General features: G+C 63.6%; 20 protein-coding genes, 2 tRNA genes and 1 pseudogene. 17 read left to right on the plus strand and 6 right to left on the minus strand.

Features of this window, described 5'->3' with window-relative positions:
* The first annotated feature begins 90 nt into the window (after nucleotides 1-90).
* Together C4900_RS04575 and C4900_RS04580 are read left to right on the plus strand one after the other, a co-directional pair.
* Entirely contained in the window at nucleotides 91-1,371 is a 1,281-nt protein-coding gene (locus tag C4900_RS04575; protein ID WP_065971142.1) for a nucleotide sugar dehydrogenase, read from the plus strand.
* Between the two features lie 28 nt (nucleotides 1,372-1,399).
* On the plus strand, nucleotides 1,400-2,455 hold the full coding sequence (locus C4900_RS04580; protein WP_065971122.1) for an NAD-dependent epimerase: 1,056 nt from the start codon (nucleotides 1,400-1,402) through the stop codon (nucleotides 2,453-2,455).
* On the opposite strand, the gene trxA is transcribed toward C4900_RS04580, so the two are convergent.
* Both trxA and C4900_RS04590 read right to left on the minus strand, forming a co-directional pair.
* Complete coding sequence (trxA, locus tag C4900_RS04585; protein WP_065971124.1) at nucleotides 2,452-3,315, minus strand: thioredoxin; 864 nt, start codon at nucleotides 3,313-3,315, stop codon at nucleotides 2,452-2,454. The two genes, C4900_RS04580 and trxA, sit on opposite strands and share 4 nt — an antisense overlap.
* Before the next feature lie 67 nt (nucleotides 3,316-3,382).
* Nucleotides 3,383-3,458, minus strand: a tRNA-Glu gene (locus tag C4900_RS04590).
* A 96-nt stretch (nucleotides 3,459-3,554) separates the two neighbouring features.
* Between C4900_RS04590 and pcnB the strand changes: the two genes are divergently transcribed.
* The 6 genes from pcnB to panD are packed head-to-tail and all read left to right on the plus strand — an operon-like array spanning nucleotide 3,555 to nucleotide 8,119.
* Nucleotides 3,555-4,823, plus strand: a complete 1,269-nt coding sequence (pcnB, locus tag C4900_RS04595; protein ID WP_065971126.1) for a polynucleotide adenylyltransferase PcnB — start codon at nucleotides 3,555-3,557, stop codon at nucleotides 4,821-4,823.
* Nucleotides 4,807-5,307, plus strand: coding sequence for a 2-amino-4-hydroxy-6-hydroxymethyldihydropteridine diphosphokinase (folK, locus tag C4900_RS04600; RefSeq protein WP_065971128.1), 501 nt, complete (start codon nucleotides 4,807-4,809; stop codon nucleotides 5,305-5,307). Before pcnB ends, folK begins: the two co-directional genes overlap by 17 nt.
* Nucleotides 5,308-5,317: 10 nt before the next feature.
* Nucleotides 5,318-5,995: a deoxynucleoside kinase gene (locus C4900_RS04605; RefSeq protein ID WP_211306766.1), complete on the plus strand. Its 678-nt coding sequence runs from the start codon at nucleotides 5,318-5,320 to the stop codon at nucleotides 5,993-5,995.
* Nucleotides 5,992-6,801 (plus strand): 3-methyl-2-oxobutanoate hydroxymethyltransferase, encoded by an 810-nt coding sequence (gene panB, locus C4900_RS04610; RefSeq protein WP_065971130.1) that lies wholly within the window; start codon nucleotides 5,992-5,994, stop codon nucleotides 6,799-6,801. Before C4900_RS04605 ends, panB begins: the two co-directional genes overlap by 4 nt.
* A gap of 45 nt (nucleotides 6,802-6,846) precedes the next feature.
* Nucleotides 6,847-7,728, plus strand: a complete 882-nt coding sequence (gene panC / locus C4900_RS04615; RefSeq protein ID WP_065971131.1) for a pantoate--beta-alanine ligase — start codon at nucleotides 6,847-6,849, stop codon at nucleotides 7,726-7,728.
* A gap of 7 nt (nucleotides 7,729-7,735) precedes the next feature.
* Nucleotides 7,736-8,119: an aspartate 1-decarboxylase gene (gene panD / locus C4900_RS04620; RefSeq protein WP_065971132.1), complete on the plus strand. Its 384-nt coding sequence runs from the start codon at nucleotides 7,736-7,738 to the stop codon at nucleotides 8,117-8,119.
* Between the two features lie 169 nt (nucleotides 8,120-8,288).
* Here panD and C4900_RS04625 read toward each other — a convergent pair whose 3' ends face one another.
* The gene (locus C4900_RS04625; protein WP_065971133.1) at nucleotides 8,289-9,785 is read right to left on the minus strand and encodes an MFS transporter; all 1,497 of its coding nucleotides are present in this window, start codon (nucleotides 9,783-9,785) and stop codon (nucleotides 8,289-8,291) included.
* Between the two features lie 783 nt (nucleotides 9,786-10,568).
* On the opposite strand from C4900_RS04625, the gene C4900_RS04630 reads away from it, so the two are divergent.
* Nucleotides 10,569-10,757, plus strand: coding sequence for a hypothetical protein (locus tag C4900_RS04630; RefSeq protein ID WP_065969182.1), 189 nt, complete (start codon nucleotides 10,569-10,571; stop codon nucleotides 10,755-10,757).
* Between the two features lie 148 nt (nucleotides 10,758-10,905).
* Here C4900_RS04630 and C4900_RS04635 read toward each other — a convergent pair whose 3' ends face one another.
* Together C4900_RS04635 and C4900_RS04640 are read right to left on the minus strand one after the other, a co-directional pair.
* Complete coding sequence (locus tag C4900_RS04635) at nucleotides 10,906-11,565, minus strand: tyrosine-type recombinase/integrase (RefSeq protein WP_114282410.1); 660 nt, start codon at nucleotides 11,563-11,565, stop codon at nucleotides 10,906-10,908.
* 240 nt (nucleotides 11,566-11,805) lie between these two features.
* Nucleotides 11,806-11,892: transfer RNA gene (locus C4900_RS04640), tRNA-Leu, on the minus strand.
* 73 nt (nucleotides 11,893-11,965) lie between these two features.
* Between C4900_RS04640 and queA the strand changes: the two genes are divergently transcribed.
* The 7 genes and pseudogenes from queA to C4900_RS04675 all read left to right on the plus strand — a co-directional run bounded on the left by queA (nucleotide 11,966) and on the right by C4900_RS04675 (nucleotide 21,939).
* The gene (gene queA, locus C4900_RS04645; RefSeq protein WP_114282412.1) at nucleotides 11,966-13,009 is read left to right on the plus strand and encodes a tRNA preQ1(34) S-adenosylmethionine ribosyltransferase-isomerase QueA; all 1,044 of its coding nucleotides are present in this window, start codon (nucleotides 11,966-11,968) and stop codon (nucleotides 13,007-13,009) included.
* A gap of 105 nt (nucleotides 13,010-13,114) precedes the next feature.
* Nucleotides 13,115-16,360, plus strand: coding sequence for a PAS domain S-box protein (locus C4900_RS04650; protein WP_114282414.1), 3,246 nt, complete (start codon nucleotides 13,115-13,117; stop codon nucleotides 16,358-16,360).
* A gap of 9 nt (nucleotides 16,361-16,369) precedes the next feature.
* Nucleotides 16,370-17,535: pseudogene (tgt, locus tag C4900_RS04655) on the plus strand (tRNA guanosine(34) transglycosylase Tgt).
* Between the two features lie 9 nt (nucleotides 17,536-17,544).
* Entirely contained in the window at nucleotides 17,545-17,889 is a 345-nt protein-coding gene (gene yajC / locus C4900_RS04660) for a preprotein translocase subunit YajC (protein ID WP_065970315.1), read from the plus strand.
* A 4-nt stretch (nucleotides 17,890-17,893) separates the two neighbouring features.
* On the plus strand, nucleotides 17,894-19,771 hold the full coding sequence (gene secD, locus C4900_RS04665) for a protein translocase subunit SecD (RefSeq protein ID WP_114282416.1): 1,878 nt from the start codon (nucleotides 17,894-17,896) through the stop codon (nucleotides 19,769-19,771).
* Nucleotides 19,771-20,691, plus strand: a complete 921-nt coding sequence (gene secF / locus C4900_RS04670) for a protein translocase subunit SecF (RefSeq protein ID WP_065970311.1) — start codon at nucleotides 19,771-19,773, stop codon at nucleotides 20,689-20,691. The genes secD and secF overlap by 1 nt, the downstream gene beginning before the upstream one ends.
* A 102-nt stretch (nucleotides 20,692-20,793) precedes the next feature.
* Entirely contained in the window at nucleotides 20,794-21,939 is a 1,146-nt protein-coding gene (locus tag C4900_RS04675; protein ID WP_114282418.1) for a hypothetical protein, read from the plus strand.
* Between the two features lie 21 nt (nucleotides 21,940-21,960).
* Here C4900_RS04675 and C4900_RS04680 read toward each other — a convergent pair.
* A protein-coding gene (locus C4900_RS04680; protein ID WP_114282420.1) for an IS3 family transposase occupies nucleotides 21,961-23,087 on the minus strand; the annotation gives its coding sequence in 2 pieces (ribosomal slippage) (nucleotides 21,961-22,826 and nucleotides 22,826-23,087; 1,128 coding nt in all).
* Between the two features lie 98 nt (nucleotides 23,088-23,185).
* Here C4900_RS04680 and C4900_RS04685 point away from each other — a divergent pair.
* On the plus strand, nucleotides 23,186-23,464 hold the full coding sequence (locus C4900_RS04685; protein WP_147267120.1) for a hypothetical protein: 279 nt from the start codon (nucleotides 23,186-23,188) through the stop codon (nucleotides 23,462-23,464).
* The last annotated feature ends 126 nt before the right edge of the window (nucleotides 23,465-23,590 follow it).

Raw genomic sequence — 23,590 nt, forward strand, 5'->3', positions numbered from 1 at the left:
CGGTATCCAAGACCAGTAGCGTGGCGGCCTGAAGCGGTTGGCCATTGCAACGGTAGGCCTGGAAGGTTCATGGATGAACAAGGACGTATGATGAATACAGTAGCAGTGGTGGGGTTGGGTTATGTGGGTCTGCCCTTGGCCGTGGCCTTCGGGAGGAAGTGGCCTACTATAGGCTTCGATCTCGATGAAGGGAAGGTCGACAGTTATCGGCACTTTTGCGACCCGACGGGGGAGGTCACGAGCGATGAATTGCGCGCGGCCCGTCGGCTTGCGGTGACAACGGATCCTGCGGCGCTCGCCGAGGCCGATTACGTCATCGTGGCGGTACCGACGCCCATAGATGCCGCGCATCAGCCGGACTTTGGACCGCTCGTCCGCTCCAGTCGCACGGTCGGCGAACATTTGAAGCGCGGCGCCGTGGTCGTATATGAGTCCACGGTGTATCCTGGGGCCACCGAGGAGATCTGCGTGCCCATTCTCGAGCAGCGCTCGGGACTCGTGTGCGGGCGGGACTTCCATGTCGGATACTCGCCGGAGCGCATCAATCCGGGCGACAAGGAGCATACCCTGACGCGCATCACGAAAATTGTGGCCGGCGACGATGCCGAGACCCTCGAGAAGGTCGCGGCGCTCTATGGATCGATCATCGAGGCCGGTATCTATCGGGCTTCGTCGATCAAGGTCGCGGAGGCCGCGAAGGTGATCGAGAATACGCAGCGCGACCTCAATATCGCGCTCATGAATGAGTTGTCGATCCTGTTTCACAAGCTGGATCTCGATACCAGCGAGGTGTTGGCCGCGGCCGGTACCAAATGGAATTTTCTGCGGTTTCGTCCCGGCCTCGTGGGCGGCCACTGTATTGGCGTCGATCCCTATTACCTGACCTACAAGGCCGACAAACTCGGGTACCATCCGCAGGTGATCCTGGCCGGCCGGCGCATCAACGACGGCATGGGCCAGTATGTCGCCGAGCAGACGGTCAAGCAGATGATCCGTTCAGGGAGCGCGGTGAAAGGGGCGCGCGTCAATGTGTTGGGGCTCACGTTCAAGGAGAACTGTCCGGATCTGCGCAACTCGCGGGTCATGGACCTCATTAACGAGTTGCGCTCGTATGGCGCCGAGGTGTTTGTGCATGATCCGGTGCCGGCGCAGGATGCGGCGCGCGAGGAGTATGGTATTACGCTGCTGTCATGGGAGGAATTGCCGGTCGCAGACGCCATGGTGGTGGCCGTGGCACACACGGATTTCTTGACCCAGGATGTGGAAACCCTGGCCACCAAGGTCAGGCCCGGGGGGGTGTTCGTCGACGTGAAGGCGCGATTCGATGCCGCGGCACTTTCGGCATGCGGGCTTTCGGTCTGGCGGCTATAATGGTGCGGTAGGACGCAAGGACGGTGATATGCATATTTTGATTACCGGGGCCGCCGGGTTCATCGGCTCGACGCTTGCCCACAGGTTGCTCGCGCGTGGGGATACCGTGACCGGCGTTGATAACCTGAACGATTACTACTCGGTGGAGCTCAAGAAGGCGCGGCTTGCGCGTCTTGAGGCCCAGCCGGGGTTTCGCTTTCGCCGTCTGGATATCGCCGACCGCAAGGCCGTGGCCGAACTGTTTGCGGCCGACCATTACGATGCCGTCATGAATCTCGCGGCGCAGGCCGGCGTGCGCCATTCCCTGAAGGATCCGCATGCCTATGTCGACGCCAATATCGTGGGGTTCGTGAATCTCCTCGAGGGTGCCCGCCATGGCGGGGTCGGGCACTTCGTGTACGCCTCCTCGAGTTCCGTGTATGGGTCAAACAGCCGGCAGCCGTTTTCCGAACACGATGGCGTCGCTCACCCGGTGTCCTTGTACGCGGCCAGCAAGCGTGCCAACGAGCTCATGGCGCACAGCTATGCCCACCTGTTTCGCCTGCCGTGTACGGGTCTGCGGTTCTTCACGGTCTATGGGCCGTGGGGACGTCCGGACATGGCCTTGTTTTTGTTCACCAAGGGGATCTTGGAAGGCACCCCCATCAAGGTCTTCAACCATGGGCGCATGGTGCGCGACTTCACCTACATCGACGACATCGTGGAAGGGGTGGTGCGCGTGATCGACCGCCCGGCGCGACCGGCCGATGGCTGGTCGCCGGCGGCGCCGGATCCGGCCACCAGCGATGCCCCGTTTCGTCTCTATAATATCGGGAACAACCAACCGGTCGAGCTCATGCATTATATCCAGGTACTCGAGGAGCGGCTCGGCCGCAAGGCCCGGATTGAGATGTTGCCCATGCAGCCGGGGGATGTCCCCTCGACGGTAGCCAATGTCGACGATCTGGCCGCCGATCTCGGCTTCAAGCCCGCGACCTCCGTGGAGACTGGTATCGACCGGTTCGTAGAGTGGTATGTCGGCTATTACAAGGACGGGCACGAGGCCAGCGGGTCCGCCGCCAGCCGCGCCGTAGGTGCGGGTTAGGTAATGGTGGCGGCGAGCAGGCCGCGATAGCGGCGCACGAGATCGCCCTTGCCGCCGAGCAGCGTGAAGGCTGCGAGCAGCGCCCGGCGGCCGGCATCGTCGCCAAAGCGCCGATCGGTTCGCACAATCGTAAGCCACTGTTCCAGGGCCTCCTCGTGGCGACCGGCGAGGAGGTAACGCGCCCCGAGGGCCAGCCGTGCCCGCAAGTCCTCGGGGTGCGCGCTGACGGTCCGCTCGAGATCGGCCAGGGGTGGGGCGTCGGCGGCCATGCGCACGAACTCGAGCCGTGCCATCACCGCGCTGATCTCGGCGTCTCCCAGGGCGCGCGCGGACAGGCCCTTTAGCACCGCTTCGCCTTCGGCGACCCGGCCCTGCTCGCATAGCAGCCGCCCGAGATGGGCGGTCAGCCGGTCGTTTCCCGGATCCGTCTCATGCGCGGCCTGGAGCCGAGCAAGGGCGCCGGCGCGATCGCCCGTCGCTTCCTGGTCGAGGGCCGCCCTTAACAGGGCATCCGAAGGCCTGTCGATGTGGGCATCGAGCAACTCGCGAATCATCCGTTCCGGCTGTGCCCCCACGAATTGGGCGACCTCTGCGCCCTGCTTGAAGAGTTTCACGGTCGGCAGGCTGCGCACACCATAGCGGGCCGCCAGGCCTTGCTGTTCATCGCTATTGACCTTGGCAAGAAAAAACCGGCCCTGGTACTCTTCAGCCAGTTTGGCGAGGATCGGCATGAGGGATCGGCAGGGCCCGCACCATGCCGCCCAGAAGTCGACCAGGACAGGCGCCTCGCGCGAGCGGGCGAGGACGGCATGATCGAAGCTGCTCTCAGTGACATCGGTGATGTAAGGCGACGTGGCCATGAATCCCCCTTTGATTCCGTTGCGGGGTGATGTGCGGTCACATCGGGTGAATATCAAGCGGGGGGAGTGGCGCTCCCTAGGGGATTCGAACCCCTGTTACCGGCGTGAGAGGCCAGCGTCCTAGGCCACTAGACGAAGGGAGCAGTGCGCGCCGGTTCTTGGCCGCGACGAAGCGGTGCTATTATACAAGGCTCTCTGCAAATTGAAACAAACTTAGGCTCGGGAGGGTTCTTTTTCCTTTGACAGACATCAGTAAGGCGCCGGGGATCGTGGATGCCACATCCTACGGCTTGATACCGGGGAGGATCAGTGCGCAGGCCCGTCAGGTCATAGAGCGGCTGAAGGACGCGGGCTATACCGCTTATCTGGTCGGGGGGTGCGTGCGCGACCTCATCCTGGGCGAGGAGCCCAAGGATTTCGACGTCGTGACCCAGGCGCGGCCCGAGGAGATTCGTCAGGTGTTCCGCAACGCGCGCCTGATCGGCCGGCGCTTCCGGTTGGCGCATGTCCATTTCGGACGCGAGATCATCGAGGTCGCCACTTATCGCGCCGCGCCTTCTGCCGACTCCGAGGACGACAACGGCAATGTCTTCGGCACCTTGGAGGAGGACGCCTTCCGCCGCGACTTCACGGTCAACGCCCTCTATTACGATCCCGACGAGGGCCTCATCACCGATTACGTCAACGGTCTTCATGACCTCGCGCACGCCAGGCTGCGGGTCATAGGCGATCCGGAGGCGCGGTTTCGGGAGGATCCGGTGCGCATGTTGCGCGCCGTGCGGTTCGCCGCCAAATTGCGTCTCCAGTTGACTGAGGACGGGCGCCGGTTGCTGCCGGTTCTGGGGCCGCTTTTACAGGGTGTCGCGCCGGCGCGGCTCTTCGAGGAAGTGCTGAAGCTCTTTCATACCGGCAATGCTGCCGCGACTTACGAGACGCTGTGCGAGTACCGGCTGTTCGAGGTGTTGTTCCCGGGGGTGGCGGCGATCTTGGGTCCGCATGCCGATCGCGACTCATTGCTCGGGCGAGCGCTCGCCAATAGCGATCAGCGCCTGTCCGAGGGCAAACCCGTGACCCCGGCCTTCCTGTTTGCCGCGCTGCTTTGGGAGGGTGTGCGCGAAGAGGCCATGCACAGCATTGCCGAGGGTGCGGTTCCGGTCGAGGCGTGGGCACGGGCCGCCGAGCATGTGCTGCGCGAACAGTTGCGGGTCATCACGATCCCCAAGCGTTTCAGCGTGCCGATGCGCGAGATATGGGGTTTGCAATCGCGCTTCGAGCGGCGCGCCGGGCGCCATGCCTTCCGCTTTCTGGAGAGCAAGAGATTCCGGGCGGCCTATGATTTTCTCGGGCTGCGTGTCGCCTCCGGCGAGGCGCCGGCGGCGTTGTTCGACTGGTGGACGCACTTCCAGGAGGCCGCCGCCGACGAGCGCGAGGCCATGGTGGGGGCCTTGAGCGCGCAGGGCGAGAAGCGTCCGCGCAAGCGGCGTAGACGGCGTGCCGCCGGCGGTTGACGCCATTGTGGGGTTGGGCGGCAATCTCGGGGAGACCGCCGCCATCCTGGGCCGCGCGCGTCACGCCCTGTCCGGCCTTCCCCAGACCACCCTGGTGGCGGCCTCCTCCCTCTATCGGACGGCCCCCATCGGTGGGCAGCGACAGCCGGATTACCTGAATGCCGTGTGTCGGCTGCAGACGGCGCTGACCCCGGAGGGGTTGGCGGATGCGCTTTTTGCCATTGAGAGACGGCTCGGGCGGGTGCGCACCGGCGTGCGCAACGAGCCGCGCGCTATCGACATTGACCTCTTATACTATGAGGGCGTGATCCGGGAGGACCCGACCTTGCGTCTGCCCCACCCGCGCCTGCAGGAGCGCGCCTTTGTGCTGTATCCTTGGAGGGAGATCATGCCGGATTTCCGAATCCCGGGGCTTGGCGCGCTGGCGGACCTCGGCCAGGCGGTATGCGATCAGCGGGTGGAGCGACTGGATAGACAGTGGTGAGGGGACTTCGGTGAAGGGACAGGCAGCGCTGCCAATATCATTGTCTGCGGGATCGTTTCTGGTCATTGAGGGACCAATCGGGGTCGGCAAGACGAGTCTCGCCCGGCGCCTGTCATTAAGACTTGGTCTTGAAGGTCTGTTCGAGGAGCCGGAGGAAAACCCGTTTCTCACCCGCTTTTATGAGGATCGCCGGGCCTATGCGCTGGCCACGCAGCTCTTTTTCCTGTTCCAGCGCCGCCGCCTGCTGGAAGACCTCGCCCAGGGGGATTTTCTGCGCGCCGGGGTCGTGGCGGATTTTTTATGGGCCAAGGACCGCGTATTTGCCCGCATCACGCTCGACGATGACGAATGGCGGCTCTATGAGCAGATCACCTCGACCATGCCCAAACCTGTCCAGACGCCCGATCTCGTGGTATTCCTGCAGGCCCCCGTGGATGTGCTGATCGATCGCATCCGCCGTCGGGGTCGCGGCTATGAGCATGTGGACCGTGACTACCTGGCGGCGCTCGCCGAGGGGTATACGGAGTTCTTTCATCGCTATCAGGACTCGCCGCTGCTCATGGTCAACGCCGCCGAGGCCAATTTTGTCGAGAGCGACGAGGATCTGGCCTCGCTCATCGAGTCGATTCGCAGCATCCATAGCGGGCGGCACTTCTTCAATCCTTTGGCGTCGAGGACCGGATCATGACCATGCCTGCAGCCAAGGCGATGACCATACCACGGCTCGTCGCCCTGAAAAGGGAGGGTCGTAAGATTGCCGCCATGACCGCCTATGACGCGAGCTTCGCGCGCGTCATGGATGAGGCCGGCATGGACATCATCCTGGTCGGGGATTCGCTTGGGAATGTGGTTCAGGGACGCAAAAGCACGGTCCCGGTGATGTTGGAGGATGTGGCCTACCACACCCGCTGCGTGGCGCGCGCCGTGAGCCGCGCCCTGCTCATGGCCGATCTGCCGTTCTTGAGCTTTCAGGGAAGCGCCGATCGCGCGCTGGCCGATGCCGCGGTGCTCATGCGTGCCGGCGCGCACATGGTGAAAGGCGAGGGTGCCGGTCCATTCGCGGCGAACGCCGCCTATCTCGCGGCGCGTGGGGTACCGGTCTGCGGTCATATCGGACTGACCCCGCAATTCGTCCACAGCCTGGGCGGCTATCGCGTGCAGGGCCGGGGTGCCCACGGTGCACGGTTGCTCGCCGAGGCCAAGGAGCTGGCCGATGCGGGGGTGTCGCTTCTCGTGCTGGAGGCGGTACCCGCGGCGTTGGCCGCCGAGATCAGCGCGGCGGTGACGGTGCCGACCATCGGCATCGGGGCCGGCCCTTCATGCGACGGTCAGATCCTGGTCATGCATGACGCCCTGGGGATGGGCGCGCATCCCCCACGCTTCGTGCGGGATTTTCTGGCCGGGCAAGGCGGTATCGCGGCGGCCTTCGCCGCCTATATCGACGCCGTGCGCCAGGGCCTCTTCCCTGCCGCTGAAGAGAGTTATGGGGAATAGGTCCGTGCGCCGCGGCCGAGCCCTGTCCTGCGCGGCCTGTGGCCCATGATCGTCGCGCGTACGCTCGGCGAGTGGTGGGAGTATCGGATGCAGTGTCCGGATGACATCGGCTTTGTGCCGACCATGGGAGGGCTGCATGACGGTCATCTCGCGCTCGTAGGCGCCGCGCGCCAGCATGCGCGCGTGGTGGTCAGCATCTATGTGAACCCGCTGCAGTTCGGACCACAGGAGGACTTTGCCGCCTATCCGCGTACCGAGGAGGCCGATTGCGCGCGGCTCGCCCAGGCCGGCGTCGATGCCGTCTTCCTGCCGGCCGAGGCCGCCATCTATCCGCGTGGTCGCGAGCAGCACACCCAGGTGCGTGTGCCGGGGCTGTCCGAGGATCTGTGCGGACGCTACCGACCCGGCCATTTCGAGGGGGTGACGACCGTAGTCGCACGATTGCTGGGCATCGTGCGCCCGCGGGCCTGCTATATGGGTAAGAAGGACTACCAGCAGTGGCGGATCGTGACGCGCATGGTGGCGGACCTGATGCTCCCGGTTGCCGTGACCGGTATCGATACTGTACGCGAGCGCGACGGCCTAGCCCTCAGTACGCGCAATACCTATCTCAGCCGCGCGGAACGTGCGCGCGCCCCGGGTCTCTATGAGACGTTGACGCAGGCCACGAGGCAGGTGGCCGCCGGCATGGCGCCGGCCGACGCCGAGGTGGCCGGGATGGCGCGCCTTGTGGCGCTCGGGTTCGTGCCCGACTACCTTGCCGTGCGGCGCGCCGTCGATCTCGCGCCCCCATCCCCCGGCGACGCCGAGCTCGTGGCGTTGGCCGCGGCGCGTCTGGGGCGTACCCGGCTCATCGATAATCGGGAATTCCGCAGGATCGGGCGGGACGATGGCGGGCATTGGCAGGGATGCGCAAAAGCCGGATAATATCCCCATGCAGAAAACCATGCTTCATGCCAAATTGCACCGCGTGCGCGTCACCCAAGTCGAGATCGATTACGAAGGGTCGGTAGCGATCGATGCGAGCTTGCTGGATGCCGCCGGTATCCGCGAGTACGAGCGTATCGATGTCTTCAATGTCCGTAATGGCGAGCGCTTCAGCACCTATGCCATACGCGGAGAGCCGGCCTCCGGTCTCATCTCGGTAAACGGCGCGGCAGCCCACAAGGCCGCTGTCGGTGACCTCATCATCATCTGCGCCTTCGGCATCTATGAGGAGCATGAGGCCCATGCGATGAAGCCCCGCCTCATCTATGTCGATGCCGGCAACCGCATCGTGCGCAGCAGTCACACCATCCCCATGCAGGCGGCCGGCTGATCGGTTACCCTGCGTCTCGGTGATCCTTTCAGGGACAGGAAAAACAAGCGGGCTAGGTACACCTGCGACGGTGTAAAGGCCGTGGATCGCACGACCTGCGTGGACCGTCCGGGCGTCGCGTCTCGCCAGTCCCTGGGGCCGGAACCGGTTCGTCCCGGCCCCAGAGGGGTCACATGAGATCGATCGGCTCGCCGTGTTCGATCGGGCCCTTGTGCTCCTGATCCTTCTTGGCGGCCGACAGGAGCCCGGCGATGACGTTGATCACGAGCAGGGTGATCATGACCGGGGCAAAGCCATGCAGGAAGGCCTCCTTGCGTAGCGCTACCGGCAGGTCCTTGAAGAGCGTCACCTTATAGCCGTGTTGAATGATGTAACCGTGTTCGATGGAGGTGAAGATCACGCCCGAGATATCGACCCCAAAGATGAGGCCGAGCGCGCGCATCATATTGAGAATGCCGCCCGCCACCCCTAGGCGCTCGCGCGGGACCGAGCCCATGATGGCGGAGTTGTTGGGTGGCGTAAAAAGGCCCATGCCGATTCCCAGAATGACGAGTTCGGCGATCAATATCAGCATGTTGGGGGAGCGCCCGGTGAAGATCAGAAGCAGGGTCGCGAGCGCGCACACCGCCATACCCCACATGGTCATGAGGCGTGAGCCGTACTTGTCCGAGATATGGCCCGCGAATGGGGCCACGACCGCCATGGCGAGCGGGATGGGTGTGAGGATGGACCCGGTCACGACCGGGTTGTAGCCGGCGATCTTTTCCAGATAGAAGGGCATCAGGAAGAGCACGGCGAACAGGACATAATAGGATAGCAGTCCGGTCAGGTTACCCGCCCAGAATGCATAACGCTTGAAGAGCGTGAGATCGATCATGGGGTGCGCGACGCGCATCTCGGTGATCAGGAAGGCGGTGAGCAAGACCGCGGCGAGCGCGAAGTAGGTCAGGATGATGGGAGCCGTCCAACCGATGGTCTCGCCCTCGTTCACCGCGAGCACCAGGAAGGCAAGCCCGGTGGCGAAGAAGGCGGTGCCCAGGTAGTCGATCTTCTCGCGCGCCTTGTCGGAGCGCTCGGCCGCCGGCAGACAGTAGAGGGCCGCGAATGTACCGATGATACCGATCGGCACGTTGACGTAGAAGATCGCCCGCCAGCTGACCGCCGAGATCAGAATGCCGCCGACGAACGGGCCGATCGACATGGCGACCGCCTGCACCGCGCCCTGAATACCGATGGCACGTCCACGCTCACTGCTTGGGAATGCGGCGGTGATGATCGCCACCGAGTTGGCCTGGAGGAGGCCCGCGCCGATCGCCTGCAGGATGCGTGCACCGATCAGAAAGCCGGCGGACGAGGCCAGTCCGCAGAGCGCCGAGCCGACGGTAAAGACCACGAAACCGGTATTGTACATCTTGGTACGGCCGAAGATGTCGGCAAGACGTCCAAAGAGGGGAAGGAAGATGGTGAGAGTGAGCATATAGGCCATCGCCACCCATTCGATGACCGCCATGTTGACCTTGAAATCCCCCTGGAGCGTCGGCAGGGCGACATTCACGATGCTCACGTCCAGGGCCGACATCGACGCCCCGATCAGGACGGTGATCAGGATGAACCAACGCCATTGGGGATGCGAACTGAAGTAGGGGTGGGGAAATCGAGATTCCACGCGATGGTCCTCTCAAAGTCAAGGCCGCAGGGAACCTTCGGCGCGCCTTGCAGCGGCCGTGGCTTGCCTGAGACCGGCTAATGGGGCTACGTCCGCCAATCCGCGAAAGTTACACCCTGGTTGCTCGTCGTCCCTTGTCGGATGGCATATCGAACGCAGGGTTCGAAAGGGATCGCAAAAAAGGCGGCGATTGAGGCGAATAGTATACGCCGGGCTTAGGGTCGATGCCACCGATTTTTAGCATAATCTGATATACCGAAAGGAAGGGGTCGGTGCGGCCTTTTTTAGCCAGCCGTCCGTGGCCATCCGGATCCGGGATGAATACGGCGGCGGTTCGAACTGCCCGATCGTGGCCGGTATCCCCGATATCTACGGTAATGCCCGCCGACCCCCCCCAAACCCCTATTGTCGATGACTCATCACTGAAATATCCTGATTCAATAGGATCGGTCACCGATAATAGATCACAGGAACGGCATATGGGGCGACGATATGAGCAACCGGGCCGGCCACCCCAAAACCACGCCCCCAACGCGGCCAGCCCGCCCGATCCTGCATCGTGTCGGCGACACTGAGGCAGCGAGGCGCGACAGGGCGCGCAAGAGGGTGGAGAAGGAGGCGCGGCAGGATCCGCGCCAGCCGCTTCGCCCCACCCTCATAGATCTCTCCGCCATACCGGCACGCCGGGGATAGGCCGCATTGTGGGCCGAACGGCCCATTCGGCCCGCAATGGGCGAGGCTTGAGCATGACAGAAAGGGCGGATATGCTGGGACATATACGAGATGCAACTCAACGACGAACAGGCCAAGCATATAGCCGACACGCTGCGCATCGCATCTGTGGCTGAGTTCGGTTTTTTTGGTTACACGGGTGGGCTGGAGCGCCACGATTGGTTGCTTGTGTTCCTGGCGGTCACCATCTTTGTTTTGATAGAAAGCGGGGCGGTATTGATCATGAGGGAACGGGCATGAACATCCCCATCGAACAGCTCTATATTGGTCTGGGCTGGTTTGCCCTTATTGGCATTGGAGGGCTTGTGTTGGCCTGGATGAACCATCGCGGCCACAAGCACAAATAACCCACTACGACAACCGGTGCCAGCCCTATGGCGCCGGTTACCTACCCCAATCTCCCTACCGGATCCTCGGCCCGCAGGTGCGTATACCGTTTCAGCATCTGCAGAATCTTGTGACTGGTAATCGCCGCGACCTCCACAGGGTTCAACCCCGTCTCAAAGAGCCGGGAGGTCGTCCCATGGCGCCGATCGTGGAAGGTCAGGCCTTCGATGCTGGTGGCCATGCAGGCCCGCTCGAGGGGCCATGCCCGCACGGCGCATGGGAGGCTCGCATCTTGGTCTTTTGCGGCGGCCTCGACGAGGCGCCGATGCTCATCATCGACCAGTCGCCTTGTCCTGCCGCCCGGGAGCTTGGGACGCTGGCCCCGGATCCGCTTGACGGGGTTTCCCAGGGGCTCCATGCCCCAGGCGGAGCCTGTGACCGTGAAGACGTGGGAGAGTAAAGCGAGGTCGAGGCGGATGGCATTGGCGCCCAAACCTTCCGCTTGCCGGCCCCAGATGAACGTCGTGATGTCCGAGCCCTTGATGGACGCCAGGGAGCGACGGGCGAAGGGGAGGGCGGCTAAGGTCTTCACGCGGTTCTTCTCGCGCGCCACTGTCGACGGTTTCTTGGTCGGCGTGATCTCACGGAGGTAACGGTCCCAGGCCTCGGTCTGGCTGGTCGATGCCGCCTCGGTGCGCGAAACGAAGACCCCACGATCCATCTCCCGCTCGATCTGGCGCGCCCAGACCTCTACCTTGGATTTGCTATCGAATGGTCCAGATTGCGGCGGAAGCCCCGCCGAGGGATTTTCACTTGCCGGACACGCTTACCGTTCGGGCCGGGACGCTGGATAAATGTCGGCAGGGGACACTTTTCTTGCGGAATTGTCTCACCAGTGTCTCGAATGCCATGCAGGCTTGTCTATGGTGGCGGCGAATATGCGCTAAATGCTGGATTTTATTGGTGCCGGGAGAGGGGGTCGAACCCACACGGTATCTCTACCACCGGATTTTGAGTCCGGCGCGTCTGCCAGTTCCGCCATCCCGGCGCGCGCGCAGTATAACGGGTTTGTCGACAGGACAACAGTACTGGGCTCGCCTTTCCCGTATAATCCCGGCGCCATGACCTCAGATCTCTTTGACTACGACCTACCCCCCGAATTGATCGCCCAAACGCCGGTCTCGCCCCGTAGTGCGAGCCGCCTCATGGTCGTCAGCGCTGATGATGGGGGTTTGGCGGACCGCCAATTTGCGGACCTGGGTGAATATCTTCTGGCGGGCGATCTTCTGGTCTTCAACGATACCCGTGTGGTGCCGGCGCGATTTTACGGGCGGCGCCCCACGGGCGGGCGTGTGGAGCTCTTGCTGGAGCGTTTTCTGGATGATGGTGGGCGGGCGCATGTGGCGCTACGCGCCAGTAAATCGCCGCGCGCCGGCGAGGTGCTCACGCTCGAGGGCGGGCTCTATGCGACGGTGCTGGGGCGGACCGGTGAATTGACAGAGGTCATGTTCAGCGGGGCTGACGACCTCATGGGGCTGATCGAGCGTGTCGGCCACGTGCCCCTGCCGCCCTACATCACGCGGCCCGACAATGAGAATGATAGGACCCGTTATCAAACGGTCTACGCGCGCGTCCCGGGGGCCGTGGCCGCGCCCACGGCCGGGCTTCATTTCGATGAGGCGCTGCTCGCGCGGTTGGCCGGACAGGGTGTGGAGACTGCCTTCGTGACGTTGCATGTGGGTGCCGGGACCTTTCGGCCCGTACGCCCCGAGACCCTGGCGCAAGGGCGGCTGCACCCCGAGCGCATCATTGTCTCCGAGGCCTTGGTAGCGGCGATCGCTGCCACCAAGGCGCATGGCGGACGGGTGATTGCGGTCGGAACCACGACCGCGCGGGCCCTGGAGGCGGCCGCGGCGTCCGGGACACTGAGGCCGTATATCGGGGATACGGATCTTTTTATTCGTCCGGGGTTCCAGTTTCGGGTCACCGAAGGGCTTATAACCAACTTTCATTTGCCACATTCAACACTTTTAATGCTGGTGTGCGCGTTCGCCGGGGCCGACCGGGTGAGGGATGCTTATCGTCGGGCAGTGATGATGCGTTATCGTTTCTTTAGTTATGGCGATGCCATGCTCTTATGGCGCGCGGCCCGAGAGAATAAATAGAAGGCGGACCGTTCGAGGAGGGCCGACCAAAGACGGAGAGACCTTTGGTCGATAGTTCCGGAGCCGAGTCCGGTTAATGCTGGGACTCCCGTCAGGACCAATAATTTGTCGCACACCATCCTTGTCGTCGATGCGCCCGGGGGGGCCTGTTTCGAGCGGGTCGTCAGTACCGTGAAGCGTGCGAGCCCAGCGTCATTCCATGTCGGGACGGCCGAGGAGGTTGTGCGCCGCGTGGCGGCCCATGACGGGCCCGCCGTTGTCATCGTAACGAGCGATACCCCGGCTCCGCTCGCGGTCGCCGAGCAGGTTTATGGCGCAGCACCCCTTACCTACGTCCTGTTCGTGGCCGATGACGCGGGTGCCGCAACGCTTGTCTCGGGCCTACGAGATAGCGCGGTTTCGCAAGGGGCGCGCTGGGCGATAAGCCCTCCCGACGACGATCGCATCGTGGAGTTGCTGGCTGGCGCGCTTGGGGCATCACGGCGCCTTAAGACTACCGCCCTGGGCGGGGAGCCTGGTCGTGAGGTGGACGTGATATCGGCGGCCGCCGGCCGCCTTGCGCACATGGTCTGGTCGGCCGCAGCCGACGGTACCATCGATTATTACAATGCCGAATGGGAGCGGGTCCTGGGTCTCGCGGTCGCTGATCTCAAACGTCATGGCTGGATCGCATTCAGCCATGACGCCGATCGGCCGCGCGCGCGCCTGGCCTGGGAGCAGGCGATATCCACGGGCGGCCATTTCCAGATAGAGGCACGTCTGCGCGCCGGCGGCGGCCAGTGGTCCTGGTGCCGACTTGAGGCGCGGCAAAGGGGCGAGGGACAGGACGCCGGGCGTTGGTATGGTGACTGTGTCCTATTGCGAGCACCACAGAGTCTCGAGAATTCCTGGCGGTTTTTGAGCGAGGTTGCGCGCCGCATCACCGAGAGCCTCGATTATGAGTCGACGCTCTCGAGCCTTGCCCAGGCGGTGGTGCCGACATTTGCAGATTGGTGCGCGGTGGATGTCGTGAACGATGCCGGAGGCCTCGAGCGCGCGAGCCTGTCTCACACAAATCCCGATCTCGTGCGTGCCATCGTAAGCCGCAGGCCGGATGTCGAGGTCAGTCGTTGGACGGCGCTCGATGTCGTACGCACCGGAGAGCCGCAGCTTATTACGGACATCGATCAGGGCATGATCGATGCGATTGTAAAAGACCCGCAGGCGCGCGCCTTTTTTGCCTCCCTTAAGCTGCGCTCCCTTATCCGGTTGCCGCTCAAAGCGCGTGGACGGACCGTGGGCGTCATCACCTTCGTGTTATCGGGTCCGGGCGCGCGTCGCTACACACAAGAGGACCTGCCGCTTGCCACGGAGATTGCCCAACAAGGGGCGATCGCCGTGGAAAATGCCCGTCTCTACCGTAAGGCCCGCGAAGAGATCGAGGAGCGCCGCCATGCCGAAGAGGCGCTGGCCACGAGCGAGGCCCGTTACCGGTCGCTCATAGAGGCCTCGGCGCAGATCGTCTGGAGTCTTGATGCCGAGGGCCGCGCCCGCGACGACCTGCCGGGCTGGCGGGCGTTCACCGGCCAATCGCCGAAGGATGTGGTCGGCTACGGCTGGATGGAGGCCCTGCATCCGCGTGATCGCGAATCCTTGCGGGCCCGGTTTCCGTGTTTCGGGCCGGAGCCGCAGGCCATCGTCCTGCAGGCCGATCTTGCCTCTGCGGAGGGCGGGTATCGTTCTGTGATCCTGCGTATCGTGCCGCTTTTCGACAAGGACGGGTGTTGCCGCGAGTGGATTGCCGCCGGCATCGATATTACCCGCGAGAAGACCGCGAACGAACTCCTGGCGCGCGAGAAGGAGCAGCTGGCGGTGACCCTGAACAGTCTTGGCGAGGCGGTGGTGACGATGGACACTTCCGGACATATCACGCTCTTCAACCATGTCGCGCAGACTTTGACGGGCTGGCCCCAGCGGGAGGCCCTGGGGAAACCGGTTGACGAGGTCGTGCCGTTACACGATATGGGCTCCGGCCAACGACTTTTGGATATCGTCGGGGGCGTGTTACGCCAAGACGAGCAGCCACGCCTCGGTGAGCGGCGGCTTCTGCGCGCCCGTGACGGCAGCGAGCGCTTGGTCGTGTATACCGCGGCACGGATACGCGACCCGGCGGGTCAGAGCGTGGGTGCCGTGGCCGTGTTCCGAGATATCACCGCTCATCAAAGGTTGGAGGAAGATGCCCTGAAGGCGCAGAAGCTTGAGTCCGTGGGGGTCTTGGCGGGCGGCATCGCGCATGACTTCAACAATATCCTGACCGCGGTCATCGGGAATATTACGCTCGCCAAGATGCTGGTGCCAGGCGTAGATCGTGTAAACCATGCCCTGTCTGAGGCCGAAAAGGCGGCGTGGCGAGCGCGCGGGCTCACGCAGCAGCTCTTGACCTTTGCGCGCGGTGGGGCACCTGTAAAGCGCGAGGGTTCGCTGGCGGTACTGCTGCGCGAGACGGTGCCGTTCGCGCTCGCCGGTTCCAAGGCCAAATGCCACGTCGTCGTGGCTGATGATCTCTGGACCGTGGCCTTCGATCCGGGACAATTGAGTCAGGCGATCAGCAACCTTGTCATCAACGCCGCGCAAGCCATGCCTTCCGGCGGGATTATTCACATCGAGGCGCGCAACGCCGAGACCGCCGGTGAGGACCCGCAGGTACTGCCCCCCGGACCTCACGTGCGCATCCTGGTCGCTGATACCGGCAATGGTATCCCCAAGGCCCATCTCACCAAGATCTTCGATCCGTACTTTACGACCAGGGAGGGGCACAGCGGCCTTGGGTTGGCCACGACCTATTCCATAATCCGTCGGCATGGGGGGGTTATAAGGGTGGAGTCGGAGGAGGGGCGGGGCACGCAGTTCGAGGTGTACCTCCCGGCCCAGGCGGCGCCGACGGCGCCTGCCAAGCCGGTCCCGCGCCAGCGCCAACGGGACCGGATACTGATCCTGGATGACGAGCCGGCACTCCTCACATTGCTGGCCGCACTACTCGATTATTTGGGCTATGAGACGTCCGCCGCGCAAGACGGTGCACAGGCGGTAGCGGATTATGCGCAGGCCTTGCGCGAAGGCCGCCCATTCGCGGCGGTGATCCTGGACCTCACCGTGCCCGCCGGGGTTGGGGGCGAGGAGTGCCTGCGGCGATTGCGATCGCTCGATCCCGATGTCCGGGCGATCGTGTCGAGCGGCTATTGCCATGATCCGATCATGGCCGATTTCGCGCGGTTTGGTTTCCGCGCCGCGATCACCAAGCCCTACCAGTTGCACGAGCTCGAGCAGACGATCCGCGGCGTGCTTGTGGAAAACGGCGAGCATTTGCGCTAGCGTAGGTGCATGTCCCTTGTTCCTTTCATCGAATTGGGCCGCGACGGGCGCGCCCGGGCCTGTCAGCTGTCGCTTGCCCACGGCGTTGTGGCGACGCCCTCGTTCATGCCGGTTGGCACCTATGGGGCCGTCAAGGGCATGAGTCCCGCCGAGGTCGCCGGCAGCGGTGCCGCCATTGTCCTTGGGAACACCTTCCATCTCATGGAAAGGCCGGGCCTCGAGGTGATCGCGGCGCATGGCGGGTTGCATGGCTTCATGGGCTGGCAGGGCCCGATCCTGACGGATTCGGGCGGATTTCAGGTCTTCAGTCTGGCGGCGCTACGCAAGGTCAGCGAACAGGGCGTCGCATTCCGCTCGCCGCGCGACGGGCGCCCGTTGATGTTGACGCCGGAACTCGCGATGGCCGCGCAGGCCACGCTACGCTCGGACATCGCCATGGTGTTCGACGAATGCACCCCCCACCCGGCGAGCTTTGGCGAGGCGCGCGCGAGCATGGAGTTGTCCGGGCGCTGGGCCGAGCGCAGCCGTGCTGCCTATGATGGTCCTGGCGCGCTCTTTGGGATCGTTCAGGGGGGCTCTATGAGGACCTGCGCGAGATGTCGGCACGCGCGCTTGTCGGCGTCGGTTTCGACGGCTATGCCCTGGGTGGACTGTCGGTGGGTGAGTCGAAGGGCGACATGTACCGGCTGGTCACGCATTGCGCCCCGCTTTTGCCGGCCGATCGGCCCCGTTACCTTATGGGTGTAGGCACGCCCGAGGATATCGTGACCGCAGTGAGCGCCGGTATCGACCTCTTCGATTGCGTCCTGCCGACGCGTAATGCCCGCAATGGCTGGCTATTTACGCGCACCGGGGTCGTAAAGATCCGCAATAGCGGCTATGCCCGCGACCTGGGTCCGGTCGACCCCGAATGCCGCTGTCATACATGTACGCATACCACCCGCAGTTACCTCCATCACCTGCAACGTTCCGGGGAAATGCTCGGCGCGCGGCTGGCCACGTTGCACAATCTGACCTATTACGGAGATTTGATGGCGGGCCTGCGTGCGGCTATTTTGGCGGGAACGCTGGAGGAATTCGTCGATTCGTTCTATCGTACGCGCCATAAACGGCCGCCGCGCGCCCTCGGAGGGCTTCCGGAGGATGAGACGGCGGCCATCACCACCACTGTTTAAAGGGAAATCATGATACACGTCATAAGTAATGCTTGGGCAGCCGCGCCCGCCGCCGGCGCGCCCCCGCAAGGGGCCGCCGGTCTGTTCCAGTTCCTGCCCTTCGTGCTGATCGTGGTCATGATGTATTTCCTGATCATGCGGCCGCAGAGCAAGCGCGCCCGCGAACAGCGGGCCATGCTGGCCGCGCTCGCCGTGGGCGATGAGGTGGTTATGGCCGGCGGCCTGCTTGGCCGGCTGACCGAGGTCGGACCGCAATACTCAAAGGCCGAAGTCGCCTCCGGGGTGTCGGTACAGATTCAAACATCTTCCGTGCAGCTGGTGTTGCCGAAGGGTACCATCGGGAAGGTGCAATAGCCTGATGAATCAGTACCCCTGGTGGAAAAATGCCCTTATAGGGCTTGTCGTCGTGCTGGGCCTCATCTATGCGCTCCCCAATCTGTACGGTGACAATCCCGCCGTCGAGATCCAGGCCGCCCACGGTGCTGTGGTCGATCACGCGACCGTGGCCCGGATCCGCCGCCTATTGGCGGCCGCCCAACTCCCGTATAAACGCATAAGCCGGGTCGCCAAGGGCGTCCAGGTCCGTTTCACGCGAGCCGGCGTACAGATGCGCGCTCGCGACCTCATCGGCCAGAAGCTCGGCCCCGGATTTCACACGGCGCTTGCGCTGGCGCCCGCCGCCCCATCCTGGTTGCGTGCGCTCGGTGCGCGTCCCATGTATCTCGGGCTCGATCTGCGCGGCGGGGTCCATTTTCTGTTACGCGTCGACATGCATGCGGCCTTGCACAAAACGCTCGTGGAAGATGTCCGCGCGCTGCGTCGAGCCTTGCGCCATCACCATATTCGTTACCGCGAGGCGCGGCTTACCAAGACCGGGGTCCTGGAACTGCGGTTTCGCAACGTTGTACAGGCGCATGAGGCGCGCCGTCTCATGGCGCAGCAATTTACCGATCTTGCCGTTAGCTCGGGGCCTCATCATACCCTGCGCGCGGTCATGACCCCCGCGGCCATAGCCGCCAGGCAACATTACGCGCTCGAGCAGAACCTGACGGCCTTGCGCCGGCGCGTAAATGAGCTCGGCGTCGCCGCCCCCGTCATTCAGCAGGAGGGGCAGTCGCGCATCGTGGTCGAGTTGCCGGGTGTCGAGGACATTGCGCGCGCCAAGGAGATCCTGGGGCGCACCGCGACCCTCGAGATCCACATGGTGGACAGCAAGAACAGTCTGGCATCGGCGGTCTCCAACGGCGCCCCGCCGGGGACACGGATCTATTATGACCGGCATGGCCAGCCGATCCTGCTCTATGACCGTGTCTTGTATTCCGGTGACGACATCACCAACGCCTCGGCCGGCGTCGATCCTCAGACCGGACAGCCGGTCGTGAACATTACTCTTAACGGTCGCGGTGCCGCCATCAATGCCCGCGTCACGCGCCATAACGTCGGCCAGCGCATGGCCGTCGTGTACGTGGAGGTCCAGTCCCATTTGAAGCGTAACGATCAAGGCGTCCCGATACGCGGGCCCGACGGCCGGCGCGTACGCGTGACGCGCAAGATCGAGCGCGTGATCACAGCGCCCGTCATTCGTGAGGCCCTGGGCGGCAGTTTCCAGATCACCGGTATCGGTAGTGTTCGCCAGGCCCGCAATCTCGCGCTCCTGCTGCGCGCCGGGGCGCTTGCGGCACCGGTCAGCATCATCGCCGAGCGCACCGTGGGACCAAGCCTGGGGGCGGCCAATATCACTCGCGGATTCTATGCGACCTTGTTTGGATTCCTCGCGATCGCGGTGTTCATGGCGGTGTACTATCGGACCTTCGGGGTACTCGCGGCGATCGCGCTGGCGAGCAACGTGGTCTTGCTCGTGGCCGTTCTTTCGGTCCTGCAGGCGACCCTGACGCTGCCGGGAATCGCGGGTATCGCCTTGACCGTGGGCATGGCCATCGACGCCAACGTACTGATTTTCGAGCGCATACGCGAGGAGCTGCGTAATAAGAACTCGCCGCAGGCGGCGATTGCGGCCGGATTCGATAAGGCGATGGGGACCATCGTGGACTCGAATATGACCACGTTCATCGCCGGTCTCGCGCTCTTTTGGTTGGGGTCTGGCTCGGTCCGGGGTTTTGCGATCACCTTGTGCCTTGGCATTCTGACCTCTCTTTTTAGCGCCATCCTGGTTACGAGGGCGCTCGTCAATGCAGTTTATGGGCGTCGCCGTCGTCTGGCGCACGTGGGCATCTGATGGAATTCTTTCGCATAAAGCGTGATCTGCCGTTCATGCGCTACGCGCGTACCACGGTATTTGTATCGCTCGTGTTTTTTGCGGTGGCGGTCGCGGCACTCATAGCGCGCGGCCTCAATCTGAACGTGGATTTCACCGGCGGCACCGTGATTGAGCTCCAGTTTAAGGCGGCAACGCCACCGTCGGCCATCCGCCGGCTGCTCATGGCGCACCATTATCACCATGCGCGCGTTGAGAACTACGGAACCGCGAGCAAGGTCCTGATTCGTCTGCCCACGCGCGCCACCAAGGGCAAGGCACTGGCGGTGCGGGTCTTGCGTCTTGTGTCGGCCCGCTATCCGGGGGCGAGTCTGCGCAGCGTCGAGTACGTGGGTCCGGAGGTGGGTTCGGAGCTTGCCGATCAAGGCGCGTTGGCACTATTGTTCGTGGCGCTCGGGATCACGATCTACCTCACCTTGCGTTTTGAATGGCGGTTCGCGGTCGGGGCGATCGTGGCGACCATACACGATGTCGTCATCGTGCTTGGGGTATTCGCACTTTTTCATATCAGTTTCTCATTGACCGTTTTGGCGGCCATCCTGGCGGTCCTTGGGTACTCGGTGAATGACACGGTGGTGGTATTTGACAGGATCCGCGAGAATTTCCGGCGCATGCGCACGGGCACGACCGCGGAGGTCATCGATAGCGCGATCACGCGCACGCTCTCGCGTACCGTCATGACCCACCTTTTGACCCAAATGATGGTATTGTCGATGTTGTTTCTGGGGGGGCCTGTGCTGTTTGGTTTTGCCCTGGCCATGACCGTCGGCATCGTCGTCGGGACGTACGGATCAGTGCTGGTGGCAAGCCCCATCGTCATGTGGCTGGGCTTAAAGCGTGAGGACCTGGTGGCGCGCAAGGCCGCCGCCGAGCGCCCATGAGCCGCCGGTCTTGTACCAGGCCCGGCCCATCGGGCCTGCTTGGCGTGGCGGTCTCGTCTGTGGTATTCAATGCCTACCCCGTGATTTTCGGAGGTAGGCTGTATGGACATTTCCTATTGGATGCCAGGAGAGCCGGCCGTTGAGGTCGTGGTCGGGGCTTGGCTCGTCCTTTATTTGGGCCGGCCTAACTTCCACAAAGGCGTACGCGCGCTGGCGCGCCTGACGCGCCACCCGTTGAGGCTCGTCGCCCGATTCCTGGGCGCGGGCGCGGCCGACATCCACAGGCGCAACCGTGCCCTGTTGCAGGCCCAGGCGCGGACCGACGCGGCCTTGAAGGTCGAGCGGGAGTGGGCGCGTCTCGATGAGATCGTGCGGCGTGATGTCCAGGGTTTCCCCGCCTTGCAGGAGGCCCTGTTGCGTCAGATTGCGCAGTGGGAGGCGGAATTTCAGCGGTCCGGGGAGGTCCCGCAGCCCTCGCCGGAATGGACCAAGGCGGTCAGCGCGGTGGCACGCCTCAAGACCGGAGACGATGGCGTAGCCGAACGTGTCCAGGCGGGGTTCCAGGTACTGGTCCAGAATGCACAAGAGCAGGCGTTGCGCGAGCGCCGCCAGGTCGCCGCCGAGCGCCACCGCCTCCTGGCCCGGGCCCAATTCATGTGGCAGGTGGTCGCGAGGCGGCTGGAGCATGTCGACAACCGGCTCGCGCAGGTCGCGGAGTCGGCGTTCGGAATCCACGAGGCCGTGGAACGTTACCAGGCCCTGTCCGAGCATGCGCCCCCGCTGGATCGCGCGCTGGTCGCCTCGGCGGCATCGCGCCTGATGGCTGCGGGCCTGGTATTGCTGGTGGCCGGCGGGGCCGCGCTCATGAATACCCATCTTATCGGCGTTCCCTTGCACTGGCTTGGTGTCGGGCGGGGTCTGGCGGTGGCGGGCCATCCGGCCGCGCAAGTGGCGGCCGCGACCCTGGTCGCGATCGAGGTGGTGGTCGGCATCGTGTTGTTCGATGCCCTCAATGTCACCCATCTTTTTGGCGTGGTGGCCGGACTTCCCGGGCGCACGCGGCGTACCGCGGCGGCCGGCGCCATCATCGTATTGGTCCTGCTCGCGGCACTGCAGGCCGTACTGGCCTTCGTGCGCGAGAGCGCCGTTCCCGGTGTACCGGCCATGAAGGCGGCGATGGTCCCCGATCTCCCGCTGTGGCAAACTGAGATGGACCCCAACCCCTGGACAGAATCTCCCGATCCTTAGGTGGATTATCTGCCGGGTTGGTCAAGCGGCTAGATCCCAGGACGCTGTGGTGTAAGCCTCCCACGGTGTCCGTCGATCCAGTGCTTGATGGGGCCTCTCATGATTATAGAAATGGAAGTATTTTGCAAGAGAGGCCCGTGCTTCAGGTATCGATGCATAGGCCTTGAGATACACCTCCTCATACTTGACAGAGCGCCACAACCGCTCGACGAACACGTTGTCACGCCAGCAGCCCTTGCCATCCATGCTGATGTCGATCGTGTGGGCCTTCAGGACGTCTGTGAAGGCCTCGGAGGTGAATTGCGCCCCTTGGTCGGTGTTGAAGATCTGCGGGGCCCCATAGAGCTCCAGGGCCTCCTCCAGGGCCTCGACACAGGAGTCGGCCTCCAGGGTGGTGGCCAGCCGCCAGGCGAGCACCGCACGCGTGGCCCAGTCCATGATGGCGACGAGATAGCAAAAGCCCCGGGCCATGGGGATGTAGGTCACGTCCGCACACCAGACCTGGTTGGGCCGGGTGATGGTCATGCCTCGCAAAAGATAGGGATAAATGCGATGACCCGGACCCGGGGCGCTGGTCTTGCGCCTGGGGTACAGGGTCTTGATCCCCATGACCTGCATGAGCCGCTGGATGCGCTTGCGGTTTACGAACACGCCGTCGCGCTCGAGCCGGTCCCGCAGGCGCCGCGAGCCCAGGAAGGGGTGCTGGAGGTGGAGGGCATCGAGCCGCTTCATGAGCGCCAGATCGTCCTCGGAGACCACAGGCTTCCCCTGGTAATACACGCTCGAGCGGGGCACGCCAAGCCACGCGCATTGGCGTGCGATCGGCACCACCGGATTCTCGCGCTCGACCCGTTGGAGTCTCTCAGCCGTGGTCATTTGCCGAGCACTCGTGCGAAAAAATCGTTCTGGACCGTAAGCTCTCCAATCTTGGCCAGCAAGGCCTCGCGATCGCTGGTGGGTGTCGTCCCCGTGGGCTTGCCGAAAATGCTCGCCGCCTGGTCGATCAACTGCCGGCGCCACTGGGTCACCTGGTTCGGATGGACCTGGTGTTTGGCTGCGATCTCATGGATAGTCTTTTCCCCGGCCAGGGCCTCAAGGGCCACCTTGGCCTTGAACTGCGGGGCGTGATTGCGTCGTGTCTTGCTCATAGGATTTCTGCTCCTTGTTGCGTTACTGTAAGGGCAGATAATCACCTAAGCTAGTGTCCAAGAATTGGGGTCCATCTCTAACCGTCGCCGAAGGCCTATTGGCCGTCGTGCTCCCGTGTCTCATGGCCTTGGTGGCGATCCCGTTGGAGGCGTTTATTTATGCCCTTCGCACGGTTTCCGGGGTCGTCCTGGAGGCCCTTGTGAGGATCCTTGCCTTCGGGTTTCGGCTTGCCGGACGCGTGGTGTCGGGCGTTGCCGATACCCTGAGCGCCTTGTACGATCTTTTTATCCTGCCGCCATTGCTATTGGAACGGGCCTTCCAGTATGGGGCCTACCTCTCGGCGGAGCGTCGTCGCGGCGCCTCCCAGAACCGCTGATCATCCTGATACCGCGTGTGCCCCGAAGGCGCCCTTCGGTAGGGGCACTGGCGCGTCCGTGGCCCGGGAATAGGCAAAGAGGTTGCTCCCCTGCCTTTGATATTCCTCAAAAACGCATACTCCCAA

It is taken from the genome of Acidiferrobacter thiooxydans (assembly GCF_003333315.1).
GTDB lineage: Bacteria > Pseudomonadota > Gammaproteobacteria > Acidiferrobacterales > Acidiferrobacteraceae > Acidiferrobacter > Acidiferrobacter thiooxydans.

Bases quoted from the DNA above. Each gene is read 5' to 3' on its own strand.
- C4900_RS04675 (WP_114282418.1), top strand. From the start codon at position 20,794: ATGGACATTTCCTATTGGATGCCAGGAGAGCCGGCCGTTGAGGTCGTG.
- secD (WP_114282416.1), top strand. From the start codon at position 17,894: ATGAATCAGTACCCCTGGTGGAAAAATGCCCTTATAGGGCTTGTCGTC.
- C4900_RS04635 (WP_114282410.1), bottom strand. From the start codon at position 11,565: ATGGATCGTGGGGTCTTCGTTTCGCGCACCGAGGCGGCATCGACCAGC.
- C4900_RS04630 (WP_065969182.1), top strand. From the start codon at position 10,569: ATGCAACTCAACGACGAACAGGCCAAGCATATAGCCGACACGCTGCGC.
- panB (WP_065971130.1), top strand. From the start codon at position 5,992: ATGACCATGCCTGCAGCCAAGGCGATGACCATACCACGGCTCGTCGCC.
- yajC (WP_065970315.1), top strand. From the start codon at position 17,545: ATGATACACGTCATAAGTAATGCTTGGGCAGCCGCGCCCGCCGCCGGC.
- panD (WP_065971132.1), top strand. From the start codon at position 7,736: ATGCAGAAAACCATGCTTCATGCCAAATTGCACCGCGTGCGCGTCACC.
- panC (WP_065971131.1), top strand. From the start codon at position 6,847: ATGATCGTCGCGCGTACGCTCGGCGAGTGGTGGGAGTATCGGATGCAG.
- secF (WP_065970311.1), top strand. From the start codon at position 19,771: ATGGAATTCTTTCGCATAAAGCGTGATCTGCCGTTCATGCGCTACGCG.
- queA (WP_114282412.1), top strand. From the start codon at position 11,966: ATGACCTCAGATCTCTTTGACTACGACCTACCCCCCGAATTGATCGCC.
- C4900_RS04580 (WP_065971122.1), top strand. From the start codon at position 1,400: ATGCATATTTTGATTACCGGGGCCGCCGGGTTCATCGGCTCGACGCTT.
- trxA (WP_065971124.1), bottom strand. From the start codon at position 3,315: ATGGCCACGTCGCCTTACATCACCGATGTCACTGAGAGCAGCTTCGAT.
- C4900_RS04575 (WP_065971142.1), top strand. From the start codon at position 91: ATGAATACAGTAGCAGTGGTGGGGTTGGGTTATGTGGGTCTGCCCTTG.